General features: G+C 74.7%; 15 protein-coding genes and 1 pseudogene. 3 read left to right on the forward strand and 13 right to left on the reverse strand.

What is annotated here, in order from left to right; genetic code table 11:
- Window positions 1-2 precede the first annotated feature (2 nt).
- The 5 genes from L3X23_RS29040 to L3X23_RS29060 form a co-directional block, all read right to left on the reverse strand.
- Window positions 3-1,361, reverse strand: coding sequence for a histidine kinase (locus L3X23_RS29040; RefSeq protein ID WP_308116955.1), 1,359 nt, complete (start codon window positions 1,359-1,361; stop codon window positions 3-5).
- A gap of 10 nt (window positions 1,362-1,371) precedes the next feature.
- Entirely contained in the window at window positions 1,372-2,571 is a 1,200-nt protein-coding gene (locus L3X23_RS29045; protein ID WP_237198151.1) for an iron-containing alcohol dehydrogenase, read from the reverse strand.
- A gap of 330 nt (window positions 2,572-2,901) precedes the next feature.
- Entirely contained in the window at window positions 2,902-4,014 is a 1,113-nt protein-coding gene (locus L3X23_RS29050; RefSeq protein ID WP_237196179.1) for an XdhC/CoxI family protein, read from the reverse strand.
- Between the two features lie 9 nt (window positions 4,015-4,023).
- Window positions 4,024-5,193, reverse strand: a complete 1,170-nt coding sequence (locus tag L3X23_RS29055; protein ID WP_237196181.1) for a VWA domain-containing protein — start codon at window positions 5,191-5,193, stop codon at window positions 4,024-4,026.
- Between the two features lie 2 nt (window positions 5,194-5,195).
- Window positions 5,196-6,077, reverse strand: a complete 882-nt coding sequence (locus L3X23_RS29060) for a MoxR family ATPase (RefSeq protein WP_237196183.1) — start codon at window positions 6,075-6,077, stop codon at window positions 5,196-5,198.
- Window positions 6,078-6,599: 522 nt separating this feature from the next.
- Between L3X23_RS29060 and L3X23_RS29065 the strand changes: the two genes are divergently transcribed.
- Window positions 6,600-7,154: a transglycosylase family protein gene (locus L3X23_RS29065; RefSeq protein WP_237196185.1), complete on the forward strand. Its 555-nt coding sequence runs from the start codon at window positions 6,600-6,602 to the stop codon at window positions 7,152-7,154.
- Window positions 7,155-7,206: 52 nt separating this feature from the next.
- Here the strand turns inward: L3X23_RS29065 and L3X23_RS35900 are convergent.
- Together L3X23_RS35900 and moaC are read right to left on the reverse strand one after the other, a co-directional pair.
- Window positions 7,207-8,099 (reverse strand): annotated as a pseudogene (locus L3X23_RS35900) (molybdenum cofactor biosynthesis protein MoaE).
- Window positions 8,092-8,577: a cyclic pyranopterin monophosphate synthase MoaC gene (gene moaC, locus L3X23_RS29080; protein WP_308116956.1), complete on the reverse strand. Its 486-nt coding sequence runs from the start codon at window positions 8,575-8,577 to the stop codon at window positions 8,092-8,094. Before moaC ends, L3X23_RS35900 begins: the two are co-directional and overlap by 8 nt.
- 400 nt (window positions 8,578-8,977) lie before the next feature.
- Here moaC and L3X23_RS29085 point away from each other — a divergent pair, with 400 nt between their 5' ends.
- Entirely contained in the window at window positions 8,978-9,592 is a 615-nt protein-coding gene (locus L3X23_RS29085; protein ID WP_237196190.1) for a transglycosylase family protein, read from the forward strand.
- Window positions 9,593-9,653: 61 nt separating this feature from the next.
- Here the strand turns inward: L3X23_RS29085 and L3X23_RS29090 are convergent, their stop codons facing one another.
- A complete protein-coding gene (locus tag L3X23_RS29090; protein ID WP_308116957.1) occupies window positions 9,654-10,235 on the reverse strand; it encodes a nucleotidyltransferase family protein in 582 nt (193 codons plus the stop codon).
- Complete coding sequence (locus tag L3X23_RS29095; protein WP_237196192.1) at window positions 10,235-10,414, reverse strand: hypothetical protein; 180 nt, start codon at window positions 10,412-10,414, stop codon at window positions 10,235-10,237. Before L3X23_RS29095 ends, L3X23_RS29090 begins: the two co-directional genes overlap by 1 nt.
- Before the next feature lie 681 nt (window positions 10,415-11,095).
- Between L3X23_RS29095 and L3X23_RS29100 the strand changes: the two genes are divergently transcribed.
- Entirely contained in the window at window positions 11,096-13,324 is a 2,229-nt protein-coding gene (locus L3X23_RS29100; protein ID WP_237196194.1) for a helicase-associated domain-containing protein, read from the forward strand.
- 66 nt (window positions 13,325-13,390) lie between these two features.
- Here the strand turns inward: L3X23_RS29100 and L3X23_RS29105 are convergent, their stop codons facing one another.
- The 4 genes from L3X23_RS29105 to L3X23_RS29120 form a co-directional block, all read right to left on the reverse strand.
- Entirely contained in the window at window positions 13,391-13,993 is a 603-nt protein-coding gene (locus L3X23_RS29105; RefSeq protein ID WP_093077348.1) for an ATP/GTP-binding protein, read from the reverse strand.
- A 19-nt stretch (window positions 13,994-14,012) separates the two neighbouring features.
- Entirely contained in the window at window positions 14,013-14,651 is a 639-nt protein-coding gene (locus tag L3X23_RS29110; RefSeq protein WP_237196197.1) for a DUF742 domain-containing protein, read from the reverse strand.
- A gap of 72 nt (window positions 14,652-14,723) precedes the next feature.
- Window positions 14,724-15,146 carry a roadblock/LC7 domain-containing protein gene (locus L3X23_RS29115; protein WP_037048693.1) on the reverse strand — a complete coding sequence of 141 codons (423 nt, stop codon included), beginning with the start codon at window positions 15,144-15,146 and terminating at the stop codon, window positions 14,724-14,726.
- A gap of 28 nt (window positions 15,147-15,174) precedes the next feature.
- Entirely contained in the window at window positions 15,175-20,256 is a 5,082-nt protein-coding gene (locus L3X23_RS29120) for a nitrate- and nitrite sensing domain-containing protein (RefSeq protein ID WP_237196199.1), read from the reverse strand.
- Between the last annotated feature and the right edge of the window lie 429 nt (window positions 20,257-20,685).

Raw genomic sequence — 20,685 nt, forward strand, 5'->3', positions numbered from 1 at the left:
GTTCATCGTGCCTGCTCCTTTCCGGCCACAGGCACGTCGACCTGCACCTGCAACCCGCCCATCCGGGCTCTGCGGAACGTGACCGCCCCGCCCATCTCCGCCGCCCTGGTCTGCATGTTGACCAGGCCGCGGTGTTCGCCCGAGGGTCGCAGCGCGGACTCCTTGAGGCTGCGCCGCACCTCCTCGGGCCTGCCCCGGCCGTCGTCGGAGACGGTCAGCCGGACCGCGCCCGCCCGGTAGGCCAGGCGGATCGAGGCCCGGGAGGCCTCCGCGTGCATCGCCGTGTTGAACAGCGCCTCGCCCGCGATCCGGAACAGCGACTGCTCCTGGTCGGCGGGCAGCGGCACCGGCTCGCCGCCGATCCGGACGTCGATGCGCAGCTCGTCCGGCATGTGGACGGTGGTGAGCTGGCGCAGCATCGCCGGCAGGTCCTGGTCGGCGCTCTCGTGGTGGTTCAGCGCGTAGATCGCCGAGCGCAGCTGCTCGACGGCCCGCTTCGTCAGGTCCTTGGCGGTGTCGAGGTGCTCGAGCAGCCGCGGCTCCGTGATCTCGCCGCGCACCATCTCGATGTGCATCCCCGCGGACAACGCGTACTGGGTCACCGAGTCGTGCAGCTCGCGGGCGATGCGGTGCCGCTCGCTGTCCAGCACCTCGCGCTGGCGCGCGGCGCCCAGCTGTTCCTGTGTGGACTGGAGCTCGGCGTTGCGGGACTTGAGGTCCGCGGCCTGCCGGGCGGTGCGGGCGTAGAGCTTCTCGGACCGGTCGAGCAGGGCGCAGTTCTGCAGGGCGGACGCGGTCTGCGAGGCGAGGATGCGCATCACGGACAGGTCCGTGTCGTCGATCTCCCGCTCGCGCGGGGTCCACGCGACGAACCCGCCGACGATCCGGCTGTCCAGCCGCACCGGGACGTGCAGGTGACGGCGGGCGGTGTCCCGGTCGTGCTCGGGATGGTCGTGTCCGCCCCGGACGGCGGCGACGTGCGTGGCGACGTTCTCCGGGATGAGGCCCAGGTCGGTCCACTCCTCGCCGTCCGGGCCGAGCACGAGGTAGCGGGGCTGCGCGTCCGCCAACCGACCGTCGACCAGGGCGAACGCCACCCACTCCGCGGAGAGGTGATCGGCGGCGGCCTCGACGACGGCGCGCACGAGCGCCTCCGAGCCCTCCATCGTGCGGATGAGTGCCCCGGAGATCCCCTCGAGCGCGAGGATGACCCGACGCAGCCGGACGGCCGACACCCGGTACTCCGGGTAGAACGACGGCTTGCCCGAGCGCAGGCCGGTCAGCGCGTCGAGGTCCGGCCCCGGCCAGGAGCGGCCGGACGGCGGCTCGGTCCGTTTCGGGGGCCAGGCGGCGGACGTCACGGCGTCCGCCTCACAGGGCCGCTCGGAACAGCGTCGCCACCTGGTCGACGTCCGCGGGCCGCGGGTTCGTCGTGAGGCAGGCGTCGCCGAGGGTCAGCACGGCCAGCCGCGGGATGTCCGCCTCGGTCACGCCGAGCGCGCCGAGCCCGGCGGGCACCCCGACCTCGTCGCCGAGCTTGCGGATCGCGGCGGCGACCATGTCCACCGCCTCGTCCCCCGGCACACCGGGCCCGGCGAGCCCCATCGCCTGCGCGATGGGCACGAACCGTTCGGGGGTGGTGACGCCGTTGAACCGCACGACGTGGGGCAGCAGGACCCCGTTGACCACGCCGTGCGGCAGGTCGAGCATGCCGCCGACCTGGTGGGACATGGCGTGCGTCGCGCCGAGGATCGCGTTGGTGAACGCGAGCCCGGCCTCCAGCGCGGCCTGCGCCATGGCCTGGCGGGCCCGCCGGTCGTCCGGCCGGAGCATGGTGTGCGCGAGGTGTTCGTTGACCAGCGAGACGGCCTGCAGGGCGTGGTGGTCGGTCAGCGGGCCGTGGGCGAGGGAGACGAAGGCCTCGATGCCGTGGGTCAACGCGTCGAGGCCGGTCGCGGCGTTGAGCCACTCGGGCATGGTGACCAGCAGGCGCGGGTCGATGACCGAGACGTCCGGAACCAGCGCCCGGCCCATGATCGTGATCTTGGTGTGCCGCTCGGTGTCGGTGACGATGCAGAACTGCGAGACGTCCGCGCCGGTCCCGGACGTCGACGGCATCATGATCAACGGCGGGATGGGGTGGGCGATCCGGTCGATGCCCTCGTAGTCGAGGATCCGGCCGCCGTTGCTGGCGAGCAGGGCCACGCCCTTGGCCGCGTCGATGACCGACCCACCGCCCAGCCCCATCACCACGTCGCAGCCCGAGGCCACGTACTCGTGGTAGCCGGCCTCGATCTCGTGGTCCTTCGGGTTCGGCGTGACGTCGGTCCACAACCTCGGGGCCAGCCCCGCCTCGCGCAGGTGGCCGAGCAGCTCGACCGGCCAACCGGCCTCGAAGACCCCCGGGTCGGTCACGACGAACGGCCGCCGCGCGCCGAGCCGCAACGCCGCGTGCGCGGCCTCCTTGAGCGAGTCCGGGCCGAACACGATCTCGGGCGCGTGGAACTTCGAGACGCGCGGGTTCGTGGAGGGCGGTGGGGCGCCGCACCCGCCGCCGGTGTGCACGGTCAGATCGGGCTCGCGCTCGATCTCGTCGACGAGGACCGTGTCCCCGGCCCGTCGACACGCCTCGCTGGGGGCCACGCCGCCCTCCCACACCTCAGCCGACCTCGTGTGAGCCACGTTACGCCGGATAGCGGGCGCGAGCGCGCCTCGGCGGGCCATCACCGGCACCCTCCGGCGGCGTGGGGCATGGGAGACCTCCTCGTCGATCCGCCGACGGTAGTCGCGCGGACGGCGCGGCGGACCGCCGAGACGGACGGGCCGCCCTAGTCGAACGGTGAGGTCGTGCGTGGTAAGTGGTGCTCTGGCACCACTTACCACGCACGGGCGGCGCAGCCGCTAGACGTGAATCGGCCCGTCCCGCTCGGCGAGGCGGGTGCCCGCGCCGCCCCAGTGCTGGGCGATCATCTCGGCGGCGATGGACACCGCCGTCTCCTCCGGGGTGCGGGCCCCGAGGTCCAGGCCGATGGGGCTGGACATGCGCGCGATCTCCGCGTCCGTGATGCCGATCTCGCGCAGCCGCTCCAGCCGGTCCTCGTGGGTCCGCCTGCTCCCCATGGCGCCGATGTAGGCCACCTCGGGCAGGCGCAGCGCGACCTCGAGCAGCGGGACGTCGAACTTCGGGTCGTGGGTGAGCACGGTCAGCACCGTGCGCCCGTCGATCCGGCCCTCCTCGGCCTCCTTGGCCAGGTAGCGGTGCGGCCACTCGACCACGACCTCGTTCGCGCCCGGGAAGCGGCTGGCCGTGGCGAAGACCGGGCGGGCGTCGCAGACGGTGACCCGGTAGCCCAGGAAGTTCCCCATCTTCGCGACGGCGGCGGCGAAGTCGATCGCGCCGAACACGATCATGCGGGGCGGCGGGGCGAAGGACTCGACGAACACCATCAGGCCCTCGCCGCGGCGCTGGCCGTCGACGCCGTAGGTGATGGTCGCGTTGCGGCCCGAGGCCAGCAGGCCCCGCGCGTCGTCCGTGGCGGCGCCGTCGAGCCGATCGGACCCGGTCGTGCCCTCGACGCGGTCCTCCCACACGATCAGCCGCTTGCCCAGCTTCTCGGTGGGCCCCGACACCACGGTGACGACCGCGACCGGCGTCTCGTCGCGGATGGCCTCGGCGACCCGGCCGAACTCGGGGTAGGCCTCGGGGGAGATCTCCTCGACGTAGACGTCCAGGATCCCGCCGCAGGTCAGGCCCACGGCGAACGCGTCGTCGTCCGACACGCCGTAGCGCTGCAGCACCGGTCGCCGGTCGCCGAGCACCTCCTGGCCCAGCTCGTAGACCGCACCCTCGACGCAGCCGCCGGACACGCTGCCGACCGCCTCCCCGCCGGGGCCGACGAGCATCGAGGCCCCCGGCTGCCGCGGTGCCGAGCGGAAGGTCGCCACCACTGTGGCGAGCGCGGCCCGCTCCCCGTTCTTCCACCAGCCCTCGAGCTGGTCGACGACGTCACGCATGTGTCTCCCTCACGATGCCCGCACCACGTCGAGCAGGCGTTCCAGCGTCTCCAGGCTGTGCCCGGCGAGCAGTTCGTCCAAGTACGGCAGGACGGCGACTATTCCGCCCTGGACGGGCGCGTAGCCCTCCTTGCCCACGTGCGGGTTGACCCACACGACCCGGTGGGCGAGTCGGGCGAGCCGCCCGACCTGGGTGCCGAGCAGGTCCGTCTCCCCACGTTCCCACCCGTCGGAGAAGATCACCACGATCGCCCGCCGCGCGGCGCCGCGCCTGCCCCAGCGGTCGACGAACGCCCCGATCACCTCGCCGAGCCGAGTGCCGCCCGACCAGTCGGGGATCGCCTCGGCCGCGGCCTGCAGGGCCCGCTCGGGGTCGCGCTGGCGCAGCTCCCGGGTCACCCGGGTCAGCCGGGTGCCGAGGGTGAAGGCCTCCGTGCTGCTCGGCGACCGCCGCACGACGACGTGGGCGAACCGCAGCAGCGCGTCCGCGTAGGGCTCCATGGAGCCGGAGACGTCCAGGAGCAGCACGACCTTGCGCGGGCGCCGGGTCGGCGCGCGGCGGCGGAGCTCGCCGAGCTCGCCGTGGTTGCGCAGCGCCGCGCGCAGCGTCCGCCCCGGGTCCGGGCGACCGTGCCGGGCGGACGCGAGCCGCCGCGACGGCCGGGTCGGGGGATCGGGCCGCAGCAGCTGCAGCAGCCGGCGCAGGTGCTCGCGCTCGAGCGGGCTGAGCTCACCGAGGTCCCGTGTGCGCAGCACCTCGGAGCCGGTGGCGGTGGCCTTGAGGATCTCCTGCTCGCGCTCCTCCTCGTCGTCCCCCTCGCGGCTGTCCCGGGTGGGGAGCAGCGAGGTGAGCGTCGGCGGCGGGGCGGCCGGGGCGTCCGGGCGGGGCGGGGACGGGCCCTGGCGCGGGTCGAACCAGGCGGCGAACGCGGCGTCGTACCGGCTGATGTCGTCCGGATCGCTGCACAGGGTGAGCCGACCGGCCCAGTAGGTCTGCATCCGGTCGGTGATGTCCAGGGCGTCGAGCGCCTCGGTGAAGGCGGCGACCCGGTCCGTGGTCATCGGGACCCCGGCGGCCCGCAGCGCGGCGGTGAACCCGACGAGCCCCGGGAACGGATCGGGGTCTCGGACCAGGGTCTCCGCGGGCGGCGGCAGACCCGGTGGCAGGGGAGACGGCATCGTCAGGACGCCAGCAGGGACTCGAGGCGGTCCTTCACCCGGTCGGCGTCCTCGCGGTACTTCAGCACCGCGCCGAGCGTGCGGGCCGCGCTGTCCACGTCCAGGCTGCGCGCGCCGACCAGCTGCAGCGCCCGCGCCCAGTCCAGGGACTCCGCGACGCCGGGGGGCTTGATCAGGTCGGTCTGCCGCAGCCGGTGCGCGGCCTGGGCGACCTGCTGGGCCAGGCGCTCGGGCACCCCGGGCAGCCTGCTGCGCAGGATCTCGATCTCGCGCGCGACGTCCGGGTGGTCCAGCCAGAGGTAGAGGCAGCGGCGCTTGAGCGCGTCGTGCACCTCGCGGGTGCGGTTGCTGGTCAGCACGACGACCGGCGGCACCGCGGCCCGGACCTCGCCGAGCTCGGGGATGGTCACCGCGTGCTCGGAGAGCACCTCGAGGAGGAAGGCCTCGAACTCGTCGTCCGCCCGGTCGATCTCGTCGACGAGCAGGACGGAGGGAGACGTGCGCAGGGCCCGCAGGATGGGACGGGCCAGCAGGAAGCGGTCGTCGTAGAGCGAGGCCTCCACCGCGGTGGCGTCGAAGGAGCCCGCGGCCTCCATCGTGCGCAGGTGCAGCAGCTGGCGGGGGAAGTCCCAGTCGTAGAGGGCCTGGGAGGAGTCGATGCCGTCGTGGCACTGCAGCCGGATGAGCTCGGCGCCGAGCACCTGGGCGAGGGCCTGGGCGAGGGCGGTCTTGCCGGTGCCGGGCTCGCCCTCGCAGAACAGCGGACGGTGCATCTGCAGGGCGAGGTAGGCGGCGGTCGCCAGACCGTCGTCCGCGAGGTACCCCGTCTCGCGCAGGGCGGCGGCGAGAGCGTCGGGGGACTCGGGGTAGGCGGGAGTGCTCACCTCCCCAGAATGGACTACGCCTGCCGGCCTAGCCACCTCCGGTGACGAAGCCGATCACGCAGCGTCCATTCGATCGTCACGCAGCGTCGCGGATCGGTTGTGAGCGGACCGACAATATTTCCGGTTCGGTGCTATTCATCGGACCGTGATAGTTCCGTGATCGTGGTTCGCTGACCAGGGGATATCCAGTTATCGACGACCCGCCGATATCGTTACCGTGACAGACGTCACGGCAACCAGGTTTGACCCGGGCGACTGTTCGAAACGTAGCGTCCTCGATCGGCCGTTCCGCCGGGGCGGCCGAAATGCATCCGGAACCGTCGCGAAGGCGCCCCCGTCACGCGGTTTCCGGTCCGTCGAGAGAAAAGGAAGGTGGCGGGGCGAGGAAGTATTTCCGGATTGAAAAGGTCCCCATCTGTGAATGACACGGATGTGGTCCCCCGCGGGTTCTCCCCAGGCCCCCGATCCGGATTCCTCGAGCAGCGGAGTCCCCACTCCGCGGTCGCGATACGGAGTTCCACCATGTCCAAGACCGGTCGAAGTCTCGCTCGCCTCGCCGTCGCCGGTGCCGTCGTGGCCGGCGTCCCCCTGGCCCTCTCGGGCACCGCGAACGCCGCCCCCGTCTCCGCGTGGGACGCGCTCGCACAGTGCGAGAGCGGTGGCAACTGGGCGATCAACACCGGCAACGGCTACTACGGTGGCCTGCAGTTCAACGCCACGACCTGGCGTGCCTTCGGCGGCAGCGGCATGCCGCACCAGGCGAGCAAGTCCGAGCAGATCGCCGTCGCCGAGCGCGTGCTGGCCAAGCAGGGCTGGAACGCCTGGCCCTCCTGCTCCCGCAAGGCCGGCGTCCGTGGTCAGGCCGCGGACACCAGCGGCGCCACGAGTACCGTGCGCGCCTCGGCGCCCGCTCCGGTCGCCGCGGCCCCCGCGGCCGGCGGCAACTACGTCGTCAAGGCGGGTGACACGCTGGGCAAGATCGCGGCCGCCCACGGCACCACGGTCGCCAAGATCGCCGCCGACAACGGGATCGGGAACGTCAACGTGATCGCGGTCGGTCAGGCGCTGAAGGTCTGACCCCGTTCGGGCACGAGCGCCACCGGGTGGCGCTCGTGCCGCTCGGACGGTCTCAGGTCGAGTTGACCCACTCGTCGGTGCCGTCGCTGAAGGCCTGGTGCTTCCACACCGGCAGCAGTCGTTTGACCTCTTCGACCAGCTCGGAGCAGGTGGCGAACGCCTCCTGGCGGTGATCGGCCGCCACCGCGCAGGCCAGGGCGACGTCCCCGATCGCGAGCGGGCCCACCCGGTGGCTGACGGCGATCGCGCGCACGCCCCGTGCCCGGCGTGCGACCTCCGCCGCCACCTCGGCCACCACGGCGCCCGCGGTCGGGTGGGCGCTGTACTCCAGTCCCTGCACCGACCGCCCGCCGTCGTGGTCGCGGACCACCCCGGCGAACGTGACGACCGCGCCGGCCGCCGGGTCGTCGACCAGGCGGGCGTGCTCGTCGACGTCGAGCGGCTCGTCGGTCACGACGGCGCGCAGCACCTTCATGTGTGGTCACCTCCATGGAGCTGGTCCACGGCGTGGTCCAGGATCGGGTCGAGCACGGCCAGGCCGTCCTTCACTCCGCCCGTCGAGCCGGGCAGGTTGACCACGAGGGTGCGGCCGCACACGCCGCTCACCCCGCGGGAGAGCACCGCGGTCGGCACCGTCGGGGCCCCGTGGGCGCGGATCGCGTCCGCCAGGCCCGGGATCTCGTAGTCCAGCAGGGCGCGGGTGACCTCGGGTGTGGCGTCGGTCGGGGAGATCCCGGTGCCGCCGGTCGTGATCACGACCGCCGCCCCGGCCTCCACGGCCGCCCGGATCGCGTCACCGACAGGCAGGCCGTCGGGCACCACTGTGGAGTCCGGGGTCTCATAGCCCTTGGCGCGCAGCCACTCCACGATGATCGGCCCGCCGCGGTCGGGATAGACGCCCTGGGCGGCGCGGTTCGACGCGGTCACGACGCGGGCGCTAGTCACCCTGTCCGTCCTCGTGCCTGAGCCACAGCCCCGTCTTGCCGCCCTCCTTGCGCTCGACGCGCACCGCGTCGAGCGTCGCGGCCGGGTCCACGGCCTTGACCATGTCGTGCAGGGTCAGCCCGGCCACCGCGACGGCGGTGAGCGCCTCCATCTCCACGCCGGTGCGGTCGGTGGTGCGCACCGTGGCGGTGATCCGCACCTCCGCCTCGCCCGGCTCGAGGTCCAGGGTGACGCCGGAGAGCGCGATGGGGTGGCACAGCGGCACGAGATCGGGGGTGCGCTTGGCGCCCATGATCCCGGCGATGCGGGCGGTGGCGAGCGCGTCGCCCTTCGGCAGGCCGTCCCGCCGCAGCAGGTCCAGCACCTCCGCGGTGGTCCGGAAGACCCCCGTGGCCACCGCGGTGCGCGCGGTCGCGACCTTCTCCGAGACGTCGACCATGCGCGCCGCCCCGGACGCGTCGACATGGGTCAGTTCCACGTCCGAGACCCTACGTGGACCGCTCGCGGGAGCGTGGCGCGGGCCACTCTCGTGTGTGATCTGAATCACGTAGATACAACCGTTTCCTTTCCGATTCGGACCGTATCCGTTCCGTGATACGAGGCCATGACCAGCGACAACGGCCGCTACCACAGATCACGGTTCGATTGAAGTCGATCATGGGACACGGCGGAGCCCCTGCTTTGCCTGCACGCCGACGGGTCGTACCGTCCCCGTCGGCTCGTCGGACTCCCCCATTGCCGACGGACCCCGGAACCGCGGCGCACTCCCTGTCCGGCGGAACCGGTCCCCGAAGCACGAGCGGGACAGGGAACGGACGAGGCGGCCACCCACCGCCGACGTGATGAGAGTCCGGCTGCGCCGCGGGAGAGAACGCGCCATGGCTCGTTATCGCGGAAGGCACCGCAGGCCGTCCACGGCCGGTCGCACGATCGCGCGCACCGCTGTCGCCGGTGCCGTCGCCGGTATCCCGCTGGTGGCCGTCGCGCCCGCGGCGAACGCCGCGCCCGACTCCGCCTGGGACCGGCTCGCCCAGTGCGAGAGCAGCGGGAACTGGGCGATCAACACCGGGAACGGCTTCTCCGGTGGTCTGCAGTTCACGCCGTCGACCTGGCGGGCCTTCGGCGGCGCGGCGTTCGCGCCCGTCGCCCACCAGGCCACCCGCGAGGAGCAGATCGTCGTCGCGGAGAAGGTCCTGGCGGGCCAGGGCTGGGGCGCCTGGCCCTCCTGCTCCAAGAAGATGGGTCTGACCGGTCAGCCGGTGACCCTGCGCGACGCGCCCGCACCCACGCCCGCCGCCGAGCCGGTGCGCTCCCCGGCGCGCCAGTACCTCAGCGCACCCGCGGCCGGTACCTACACGGTCCAGCCGGGCGACACCCTGGGCAAGATCGCCAAGGCGCACGGACTGGCGACCTGGAAGGACCTGCTGGCGAAGAACCCGTCGCTCGCGGGCAACCCGAACATCATCAAGCCCGGGCAGCTGCTCGCTGTCTGAGCGTGATCGCGAGGGCGGCGTGTCGGGAGATCCGGCGCGCCGTCCGCCCCCCTTCCGGACCTCACCTGGTGTCGAGGTTCACCTCGGCCAGGGCCTCGGGGGTGTCGACGTCCTCCGGTGACGCCACGTCGCCGCACTCCACCAGCGTGACGGGGTGCGCCTTCAGATAGGCGCGGGCGCCCTGGTCGCCGCGGGCCTGCGCGGCGACCGCGGCCCAGTGCGTGCGGCCCAGCAGGACCGGGTGCGCGGGCACACCCGCGTACGCGGCCCGGGCGAGCGCGCTCGGGGAGCCCAGCGCCGCCAGCCGGGCGACCGCCTCGGGGGTGACGCCCGGCAGGTCCACGAGATGGACCACGACCGCGTCCTGCGCCCCGTCGGCGACCGCGGCGAGGCCCGCGCGCAGGGACGCGCCCATGCCCTCGGCCCAGTCCTCGGCGACGACGACCCGGGCCCGGTCACCCACGAGCGCGGCGGCGCGCTGCGCCTCCGCCCCGACGACGACCGTCAGGGGCCCGCAGCCGCCCACCTCGAGCACACGCAGCGCCCGACGGACCAGGGGTTCGCCGCCGAGCTCGACGAGGGCCTTCGGCCCGCCCATCCGGCGCCCGGCGCCGGCCGCGAGCAGGAGACCCCCCGCCGTCACTACTTGTTGATCTCGGTGACCGGGTGCTCGTAGGGCACCTTGTCCAGCGGGAACTCGATGTCCCCGAACGGGGACATGTTGCCCTGCACGGTGCCCAGGAGCTCGGTGAGCGGGTGCTCGCCCTCGGGCAGGTCCGGCCAGTTCGGGTCGATCCGGCCGGCCTTGAGCGGCTTCGCCACGGGGTCCTCCACTGTGTGCTGTCGTACTGCCGCCCCCAGTATCCCTGATGGAGCAGGCGGGCGGGACCGGGTCGGCCGCGTGATCCTTCCGAGCGCGACGCGAGCGCACTCGCCGCTGCGCTCCGGTGACGCTGGGAGGGATCATGAGTGGTGGGTGTGACGGGAGCGCTGCCGGGATCGCGCTCCTGTGACGCCGGCGTGGGTGTCTCTGGGCGCCGCCGCTGCGTGATCCTTCCGAGCGTGACGCGAGCGCACTCGCCGCTGCGCTCCGGTGACGCTGGGAGGGATCATGAGTGGTGGGTGTGACGGGAGCGCTGGCGATGGTGCGCTCCTGTGACGCTCGCAGTCGGGGCGGCGGTGCTGGGATCGCGCTCCTGTGATGCTGGTGTGTGTCACCGGGCGCCGCTGTGTGATCCATCTGAGCGTGACGCGAGCGCGCTGGTCGCTGCGCTCCGGTGACGGTCGGATCGATCGGGCGCGGTGGGTGTGACGAGAGCGCTCTCATGGGTGCGCTCCTGTGACGCTCGCGGTGGGTGTCACGGGACCGCTCTGCGCTGCGCTCGTGTGACGCTCGCGCAGGACGCCACGGGAGCGCGCGCTCGTGTGACCGTCGGGGTGGGTGTGAGCGGATCGCTGAGGCCGACATCACCGGAGCGGGAAACACGGCCTACCGTGGAGGGGATGTCCCTCCCGTTGGTCGACTGGCTGCGTGCCCAGGACGACGAGATGCTCGCCGGGCTGCTGCGGCTGCGGCCGGACCTCGCCGTGCCGCCGCCCGCCGATCTCTCGGTGCTCGCCACGCGCGCGGGCGTCCGGGCGTCGGTGCACCGGGTGTGCGACGAGCTGGACACGGTCACCCTGGCCGTCCTCGAGGCGCTCGTGGTCGCCGACGCCGACCACACCCCCGTCGGGCGTGACGAGGTCGCCGCCCTGCTGGGCCCCGACGTGCCCGCAGCCGCCCTGGACGCCTCGCTGGCGCTCCTGCGCGAGCGCGCGCTGGTCTGGGACGCGGAGGACGAACTGCGGCTCGTACCCGCCGCCCGGGACGTCGTGCCCGCCTTCCCCGGCAACCTCGGCCGCCGTGCGGGCGGGCCCGCGGCGTCGAGCGAGCTGCCCGCACTGCTCGCGGCCCTGCCGGAGGAGGAGACCCGGGTGCTCGCCGCGCTGGTCGCGGGACCGCCGATCGGGCGCAGCCGCTCGGCCACCGATCCGGAGAGCCCGGTCGGGCGGCTGCTCGCCAAGGGGCTGCTGATCCGGGTGGACTCGGAGACCGTCGAGCTGCCGCAGCAGGTCGGGATCGCGATGCGCGGCGACCGCCCGCTGGGCGAGATCGCCGCGACGGCGCCCACCCCGGACACGAAGACCTGGCCCGCCGCGCAGGTCGACGGCACCGCGGGCGGCGCGGCCCTGGAGTTCCTCCGCCGCATGGAGCGGCTCATCGAGCTGTGGGGCAGCGCCCCGCCGCCCGTGCTGCGCTCCGGCGGGCTGGGCGTCCGTGATCTCAAGCGGGCCGCGCGCGAGCTCGAGACCGACGAGGCGGGCGCGGCACTGATCGTCGAGCTGGCCCTCGCGGCGGACCTGGTGGGGGAGGGCGACGGTCCCCACCCCGACTGGATGCCGACGACCACCGCGGACGTCTGGGCCGCGGGCGGGCCCGAGCAGCGCTGGACGACCCTCGCGCGCGCCTGGCTGGAGCTGCCCCGGCTGCCCGGGCTCGTGGGGCGCCGGGACGACCAGGACCGCCCGATCAACGCGCTGTCGGAGGTGCTGCGCCGTCCGCTCGCCCCCCGGGACCGCCGCCGGGTCCTGGAAGCCCTCGCCGGCTTCCCGCCCGGCACCGCGGTGCGCCGCCCCGAGGACCTGGCCGAGCTGCTGGCCTGGCTCGCGCCGCGGCGCGGCGGGCGGCTGCGGGACGAGATCGTGCAGTGGACCCTCGCCGAGGGCACCGTGCTCGGGGTCGTGGCGCTCGACGCCGTGTCCGCCCCCGGCCGGGTCCTGCTGGAGACCCCGGACACCACCCCGGTCGTCGCGGCGCTGCGGGCGGTGCTCCCCGAGCCCGTCGAGACGGTGCTGGTGCAGGCCGACCTCACCGCCGTGGCGCCCGGCCCGTTGGTGCCGTGGCTGGCCCGCGAGCTGCGGCTCATGGCGGACGTCGAGTCCGCGGGCGGGGCGACGGTCTACCGGTTCACCGAGGCCAGCGTGCGGCGGGCGCTGGACGCGGGCCGCTCCGCCACCGACCTCGCCGACCTGCTGGCCGAGCGCTCGTCCACGCCCATCCCGCAGGCGCTGACCTACTTGATCGACGACGTCGGGCGCAGGCACGGCAGGCTGCGCGGCGGCGTCGCGTCCTCGTTCCTGCGGTCGGACGACGAGGTCCTGCTCTCCGAGGTCCTGGCCAACCCGGAGGTGGCGGGCCTGGAGCTGCGGCGGATCGCGCCGACGGTCGCGGTGAGCGTCGCACCGCTCGCCGAGGTGCTCGACGGGCTGCGCGCCGCAGGCTTCTCACCCGCCGCGGAGGACGCCACGGGCGGGGTGCTCGATCTCGGGCCGCGCGGGGCCCGCACCGACCCGCGGGGTCCGCGGGCCCGGCTGTCGGTGCCGGACCCGTCCGGCGAACGGCTCGACGCCGTCGTCGCCAAGATGCGGGCGGGGGACGCGCTGGTCGCCGCCCGGCGCGGGGCGGGGGAGCGGCTGGGGTCCACGCACACCCTCGCGACGCTCCAGCAGGCCGTCCGGGCGCGGCAGCGGGTCTGGATCGGCTACGTCGACGGGCACGGCGTGCAGGGCGAGCGGGTGTTGACCCCGGTCAGCGTCGGCGGCGGCGTGGTCGAGGGCCGGGACGCGGTCGACGGCGAGCTGCACCGCCTCCCGCTGCACCGCATCACGAAGATCGCGATGGTCACCGACTAGGCAGTGTGGAGCCACCACTGTCGTTTCGGGCCCCCGAACGACAGGTGTGGCTCCACAGTGCGACGGTCAGCGGGCTCCGGCCGCCATGCGGGCCTGCATCGCGTGCTGGACCAGGGCGATGAGCGCGTTCTTGGTGCTCTCACGCTGGCGGGCGTCGCAGGTGATGATCGGGACGCTGGGGTCGATCGACATGGCCTCGCGGACGTCCTCGACGCGGTGCTGCTGCAGGCCGTCGAAGGCGTTCAGCCCCACGACGTACGGCAGGTTCCGGTCCTCGAAGAAGTCGATGGCCGAGAAGCAGTCCGCCAGCCTGCGGGTGTCGACCAGCACGACCGCGCCGATGGCGCCGCGCACGAGGTCGTCCCACATGAACCAGAAGCGGTGCTGGCCGGGCGTCCCGAACAGGTACAGGATCAGGTCCGAGTCCAGCGAGACGCGGCCGAAGTCCATGGCCACCGTGGTGGTCTGCTTGTTCGGCGTGGCGCTCAGGTCGTCGTGACCGGCGCTCGCCTCGGTCATCACGGCCTCGGTCGTCAGCGGGTCGATCTCCGACACCGAGCCGACGAACGTGGTCTTGCCGACGCCGAAACCGCCCGCCACCACGATCTTCGCCGAGATGGTGGTGGGGCCCGGCCGGTGGACGGGCGCGGGCTGGGGCGGGCGGGCCATCGCGGGCCCGCCGGGGAAGCTAGAGCCGACGGAGTCCACTCAACACCCTTTCCATCAGTGCGAGATCCGGCTCGGTGCCGGTGCTGCTCGCGGTCTGGTGCACGGTCACCACGCCGAGCCCGGCCATGTCGCCGAGCAGCACCCGGGCGACGCCGAGCGGGATGGCCAGCAGTGCGGCGATCTCGGCGACCGACCGGGGCTGGTCGCAGAGATCGGCGACGGAGCGGTGCTCCATCTGCAGGAGCCCGAGCTGCTCACGGCCCTGCGGGCTGGTCGAGACCAGGGTCTCGATGGCGAGGTCGAAGTTCGCCTTCGTACGGCCCCGGGTCCACGCATAGGGCCGGACGGCGGCCGCCCCGGCGGCGGGGGCGACCAGCATCTCGTCCTGGATGGGCTCGATGGGCCCGGTGTCGTACGTGCCGTAGCCCGAGCCCGCGAACGACGCGTCCGCACCCGACGGGGGCCCGCCGGGCGCCGCCGGGAACGGTGGCGGGGTCGGGGGAGCCTGGTCGAATCGACCCTGCTCGTCCTCGTCGCGACGCCTGCCCCACCGCTTGCGTCTGCGGGGTCGCTTCGCGTCGAGGCTGAAGCCGTTCATCACGTCCGCGAACGTCGGCTCCTGGGGACGCTGGGACGCGTCGTCGGGACCGCTGGTCATCGGATCTCACCTGCCTCGCCGGTCGTTCGTCGGACGGATGGACATGCTCTCGCGAGCGGGGTCGGCGCGCGCTCAGGGCCCGAAGGAGCCCTGCAGCTCGGCCCGCAGCTCCGGGGTGAGCAGCTGGCCGACCCGGTCGACCAGCAGCGTCATCTCGTAGCCGATCAGGCCGATGTCGCAGCTCGGGGACGCGAGCACGGCCAGGCACGAGCCGTCGCTGATGGACATGAGCAGGACGATCCCGCGGTCCATCTCCACCACGGTCTGCACGACGCCGCCCGCGTCGAAGCAGCGGGCCGCGCCCTGGGTCAGGCTGACCAGCCCGGACGCCACCGCGGCGAGCTGGTCGGCACGGTCGCGGGGGAGCCGGTCGGACGCCGTGAGCAGCAGCCCGTCGGCGGAGACGACGATCGCGTGGGCGACCCCGGGGACCTTCTCCGCGAAGTTGGTGACCAGCCATCCGAACCGGCTGGGCTGAGTCTGTGGTGCGGTCACGCCGCGGCCTCCTTGCGCTGCTGCCGGATCATCGGTTCTCCTCGTTCTGCTGCTCGTTCGGGCCCGGGGCGGACCTGCTGCGCAGCCTGCTCTCCCGGCCCTGCCGGACACCCTGCTGGTAGCTCGCGAGCCGACCACGGATGGCCTCGGCATTGCGGGCCGGTCCCGACGGCGGGGCCAGTACCGCGGATCCTGCCGCGTTGCCCGGGACGAGCCGCGCGCGGGGCCTGCGCTTGGGCAGGCCCGCGTCCGTGGTCTCGGCCTGCTTGTCCGACTCCGCGGCCGTGGCCTGCGCCGTCGCGTCCGCGACCCGCCAGCCCTCGTCCGCGGCGGTGGCGAACACCGGGGGCTGTGCGGGCTCCTCCGGAGCCGCCGAGCCGTCCTCCGCCCAGCGGACCGGGACGTCTCCGTTGGAACGGAACCAGGCCGACGCGATCTCCTCGAAGATCGGCGTGGTCTGGCCCAGGTCGAACCCGGACGGCCTGCTCGGGGCGGGCCCTGCGCCCGTGCTGCCCGGCAGCCCCGCGTCGTCCGCGGGGGGTTGGGGCCGAGCCGGTCGCTGCGGCGGTCCGGCCGGGCCGGCCGGGCCGGGCCGGGCTGCCGCCCCGTTCCCGGCATGTCCGTTCCCGTGCGGGGTCGGGCCGTACGGAGCGGGGCCGTTCGGACGGGGGGCCTGCGGCGGGCGACCCGCGGGTCCGCCGAAGGCACCGCCCGCGAACGGGGCGGGGGCGCTGAACGGGGTGGGCCGCCTGCGGCCGTCGTCCGTCGGGCGGGGTCCCTCGCCCAGTCGGACCGGACCACCCTGGCCGTTCTGGCCGGTGCCGTTCGGGCCGGTGCCGTTGGGGCCGGTGCCGTTGGGGCCGGTGCCGTTCGGAGCCGATGCGGGCTGGCCGTTCCGTTCCGTGCCGGTGGGGCCCGTGTCGCCCGGCCCGGGGGCGGTCGACGACCGTCCGGTCGGGGCCGACTCGCCGGTCGGGCTCGTGCCGTACGGGCGGACCCCCCGGTTCGCGCCGGGGGTGCGCAGCGGCAGGCCCGCGGCGCCGGTCTCGGGTCGGCTCGGGTCGGGGCGGGACGTGTCGGGTCGGCCGCTCTCGGGTCGACCGCTCTCGCCCTGCGCGGGCTCGGGACGGTCGGTGCCGGGGCGCCGGTCGACGGCGTGCTCCGTGCCGGTGCTCTCCGCCCGCGCGCCCGCGGCCGAGTCGCTGCCGGTGGACCCGGTCGTGGTGTCGATGCGGTCGTCCCCACCACGCGACTCGTCACCGCGCGACCCGGCACCGTTCCGCGCCGGGCCGGGAGCCGTGGAGCTCGGGGTGGACGTGGTCGCGCCGGTGTCGGTGGAGCCGGCACCGAAAGCCTCCGCCGCGGTACCGGGCACCGGGTCGGTGGCCCGGCTGGGCCGCCGGGACTCGAAGCCGCCCGGGCGCCGGAGCTGACCGGTCGTCTGGGTGTCCCCGGGGGTGGAGGCGGCGAACAGGCCGTCCGTCCCTCCGGTCGGCGCCTGACGGGGGCGGCGGGGGGTGCGCTGGGGCAGGCCCGCCGGTCCGATCGGGGGGTTCTCCCGCGGTGCGGGAGGACCGCTCAGACGGCCGGGGGAGGGCTCCTCCGCGCCGCGCCCGGGCAGCAGCCCGCCGGGGGAGCCGAGCGCGGGCCGCCGATCGGCGGGCCTGCCCGGCGACAGCGGCCTGCGCTGCGGGAAACCGGTACCGGGCTGCTCGGCAGCCGGCCGCTCGGTGTCCGACCGCTCGGCCGCCGGCTGCTCGGCAGCGGGCCGCTCGGCAGCGGGCCGCTCGGAGTCGACTCGCTCGGAGCCGGGCCGCTCGGTGTCGGCTCGCTCGGTGTCGGTCGGGTCCGTGCGCTCGCCCCGACCGGGCGCGGCACCGCCGAGGGCGGCCGCACCCAGTGCGGCCGCGCCCAGCGCACCCGCGCCGGCGGCCCGGGTCGAGTCGCCTGCCCGGGTCGAGTCGGTGTCCGGCCCGGGCCGGGCGGAGTCGAGGGCCGAGTCCGTGCTCTCGGAGGAGTCGCTGCCGGACGCGTCCCGACCGCCTTCAAGCAGGTCGTGCGCACGGCCTGAGTCGGTGTCGGCCGAGTCGACGGTGGACGGGTCGGTCCCCGCCTCCGCGCCGTCCGTGTCCTTCTCGGAGCGCTCCGCGGAACGCGGTCGGCCCGGGCGCGCCTGCGCACCGGTCGACTCCACCGCCGCGGCAGGGGCACCCACCGGAGGCGTGCCGTCCTCGGCCGCGTCCGCGGTCTCCGACGCGCCCGTGCCCGCGGCGCCCGTGCCGAAGGCCGTGGCCCCGGTCGTGGAGCCGGTGGCCGACCCTGCGTCAGCCGGGGAGCCGGGGCGCCGGGTCGGCAGCCCGCCGGTCTCCCGCGGGGAGGTGCCCTCGTCCAGGGCGGAGGCGCCCTCGCCGCCGCGCGCACCTCTCGGGGTGGCCTCACGCCTCGGCAGCTCCGACGGGAACCGTGTGGTGTGCTCGCCTTCGCCGGAGTCGAACTCCGCGGCAGCCGCGGTCTCCGGATCGGCGGTGGCGTCCGCGGTGTCGGACGTCTCCGGGGTGCGGGCGCCCTCGTCCATGCCGCGCGGCAGCGCCGAGGCACCGGCGAGGCCGGCCGCACCCGCGGCGAGACCCGCGGCCCGACCGGTCGGGGCCGGACCCTCGGACTTCGCGGACTCGGCGGTCTCCGCGCCGCGCGGCGTGCCGTTGACCCCGCGCGGGGTGCGCTTGGGCAGCTCGGCGGGGCCGGTGAAGGCCGACGGCACCGCGGTCGGGGTGCCGTTCGTGGGCGGCGCCGGGTCACCGGTCGGGGGCCTGCGCAGGCTCTCCACCGGCCACGGGCCGCGCTCGGGGCCGGCGGGCCGCGGAGCCTGCGCGGCCTCGTCGCCCTCCTCCGGCGGGACGGGAGCGGGCCGCCGCCCGGGCGCCCCGTTGCCGTTGACCGGCGGTGTGGGCGGGCGACCCGCGCCGAAGGCGGGGGCCGGGCTCATCGGGCCGTCGTCCCCCGCCACCAGCGAGGACAGCGAGCGACCGTTGCCGGTCGACGGACGCTGCTCGGGCAGGCTCGGCGAACCGGACGGCGCGGACGGCGCGGACGCGGGCAGCGCCGGGGCGCCGCCGAAGGCCACGGCCGGGGCCACACCCGCGGTCGCGCCGGCCCGCGCGGGCCGCCGGTCCACCGGCTCGGCCGTCGGGACGAGGTTCGCCGGGACGGCCACCGACGCCGTCAGACCGCCGCCGGTGCCACCGGAGACGCCGCCGCCCAGCCGGACGCCGAGCCCGTGGCGGTTCGCCAGGCGACCGACCACGAACAGACCCATCCGGCGGGAGGCCGACACGTCGACCGCGGCGGGCTGGCTCAGCCGCTGGTTCGCCTCGGACAGCTCGTGGTCGGCCATGCCGACGCCGCGGTCCGCGATCTCGACGAACAGCGAGCCGTCGTTCGCCCGGGTCGTGCTCATGACGACCTGGGAGTCCGGCGGGGAGAAGTTCGTGGCGTTGTCGAGCAGCTCGGCCAGCAGGTGGACGAGGTCGGACGCCGCGCGCCCCGCGACCGTCGCCACGGGCGGCGGCTGCACGACGACGCGCTGGTACTGCTCGATCTCCGACACCGCGGCCCGCAGCACGTCCACCACCGGGACCGGGGCGACGTTCCGCTTGGTGAGGTCGGTGCCCGCGAGGACCAGCAGGTTCTCGGAGTTGCGCCGCATACGGGTGGCGAGGTGGTCCAGCTGGAAGAGGTTCGACAGCTGGTCCGGGTCCTGCTCGTTGCTCTCCAGCTGCTCGATCAGCTGCAGCTGGCGCTCGACGAGCGCCTGCGACCGGCGGGAGAGGTTGACGAACATGTTGGACACGTTCGACTGCAGGGCGGCCTGGTCGGCGGCGAGGCGGATGGCCTGGCCGTGCACGGCGTCGAACGCGCGAGCCACCTGGCCGACCTCGTCCCGGCCCGTGAGCGGCACCGGCTCGACCATCGCGTTCAGCGGCTGGCCCGAGCGCATGCTCTCGACGGCGGCGGGGAGCTTGCGCTCCGCCACGTCCAGCGCGGAGCGGCGCAGGATCCGCAGGGAGCGGATGAGGCTGCGGGCGAGCAGGACGATGATCGCGATGCCGAGCAGCACGCCCAGCATCAGGATCACGGAGTTGACGCCCGCCTGGTTGCCCGCGTTCTCCTGCGCGGCGATGCTCGTCGCGTCCAGCTCGCCACCGACCCCCTGGGCGGCGCGGTCCACCACGGCGACCGAGTTCGCGTAGGCCGTGTCCCAGGCCGCGAGGTCGGCGGTGACGGGCCTGCCCGCCGGCGTGGCCATGATCGCGGTCTTCAGCCGCTCGCGCTCGACGTTCGCCGCGTCGGTGGCGAAGTTGCCGTAGTCGCCGAGCTGGTCCGGGGTGAGCGCGACCTGGTAGTCGGCGAAGGCCGAGGTGAACGCCGCGTCGGTGCCCGTGACCACGATCCGGTCCGGTTCCCGCAGCTCACCCGCGACGATCGCCCCCGCGAGCGTGGTGTGCTGCAGGGCCAGCGCCTCCCGCGCCTCGGACGTGGCGGTGAGCGCATCGCCCAGCCCCGCGCCGTCCGCGGTGGCGGCCTGCCGGATCAGGGCGCGTTCGAGCACGCCCGCACGCTCGATGATCGAGGTGTAGCGGCTCCGCACGTCGTCCGTGCTGACGAGCGAGTTGCCCGCCTCCGAGCGCAGCACCGGGAGCTGGGTGAACCCGCCCTCGGCGTTCTGCAGGGCCGTGGTGCTCGACGCGTCCAGCAGGTCGGGGGCCGCGATCGCGCTGCGCACCCGGTCCAGCGACGCGTCGCTCGCCGCGACGGCCTGGTCGAGCGCTCCGCGGTCGCCCTGGCGCCCGCCGGCGACGAACAGGACCGCGGCGTTCCGCTCGGCCTGCAGCAGCTGCGAGGTCTCGCTCACCCCCGCCCGGATGTCGAGCAGTCGGTTGTCCTCGCCGAGCTGGGCGGCGACCCCGGCCTGGTCGGAGATCCGGAGCACACCCAGCACGAGCGCGAGCACCGTGGGCACGAGGCCGACGGCCACGAGCTTGGCGGCGAGGCTCCAGTTGCGGGGGTTCAGCCGCTCCGACCACGCGGGGTCGCGTTCGGTGCTGGTCACGTCAACGTCTCCCTGATGTGGCTGGCGGCTCCGACCCTGACACGCCCGACCGACGATTCGCGCCCCCTGTGCAGCTGTGCGAGCCCAGTCGCCCGCCACCAGCGACCAGTGGCCGAGCGGCTCGCACGCGTGTTCGGCGAGATCGGGGGCGGTGCGGGGGAGCGGACGGGGTGCGCGGGGGTGGGTACTGCGGTGATCGTTCGGGCCTTCCTGGGCGGAGCCGACGGGAGCCTGCCGGGGGTGGTCGGGCTCTCGTCCAGCGGATTCCGCGACACGCGGTGGCCGAGACGAGGCCCCTGCGGGGAGCGGGGAATAGGATCGTGTCGGCACACGTACGTACTGCGGTGGGTGCGCGGTCAGCATAACCGGCGGTGGCGCTGCGGCCACCCCGTCCGGGCGAGTCGTCCACACCCCCGACCGGGTGGCGCG

It is taken from the genome of Pseudonocardia sp. WMMC193 (assembly GCF_021728735.1).
Classification (GTDB): Bacteria; Actinomycetota; Actinomycetes; order Mycobacteriales; family Pseudonocardiaceae; genus Pseudonocardia; species Pseudonocardia oroxyli.

Excerpts from the sequence above, each read along its gene's own strand:
- L3X23_RS29085 (WP_237196190.1), top strand. The coding sequence starts at position 8,978 with ATGGCTCGTTATCGCGGAAGGCACCGCAGGCCGTCCACGGCCGGTCGC.
- L3X23_RS29105 (WP_093077348.1), bottom strand. The coding sequence starts at position 13,993 with ATGGCCCGCCCGCCCCAGCCCGCGCCCGTCCACCGGCCGGGCCCCACC.
- L3X23_RS29110 (WP_237196197.1), bottom strand. The coding sequence starts at position 14,651 with ATGACCAGCGGTCCCGACGACGCGTCCCAGCGTCCCCAGGAGCCGACG.
- L3X23_RS29055 (WP_237196181.1), bottom strand. The coding sequence starts at position 5,193 with ATGCCGTCTCCCCTGCCACCGGGTCTGCCGCCGCCCGCGGAGACCCTG.
- L3X23_RS29065 (WP_237196185.1), top strand. The coding sequence starts at position 6,600 with ATGTCCAAGACCGGTCGAAGTCTCGCTCGCCTCGCCGTCGCCGGTGCC.
- L3X23_RS29100 (WP_237196194.1), top strand. The coding sequence starts at position 11,096 with ATGTCCCTCCCGTTGGTCGACTGGCTGCGTGCCCAGGACGACGAGATG.
- L3X23_RS29050 (WP_237196179.1), bottom strand. The coding sequence starts at position 4,014 with ATGCGTGACGTCGTCGACCAGCTCGAGGGCTGGTGGAAGAACGGGGAG.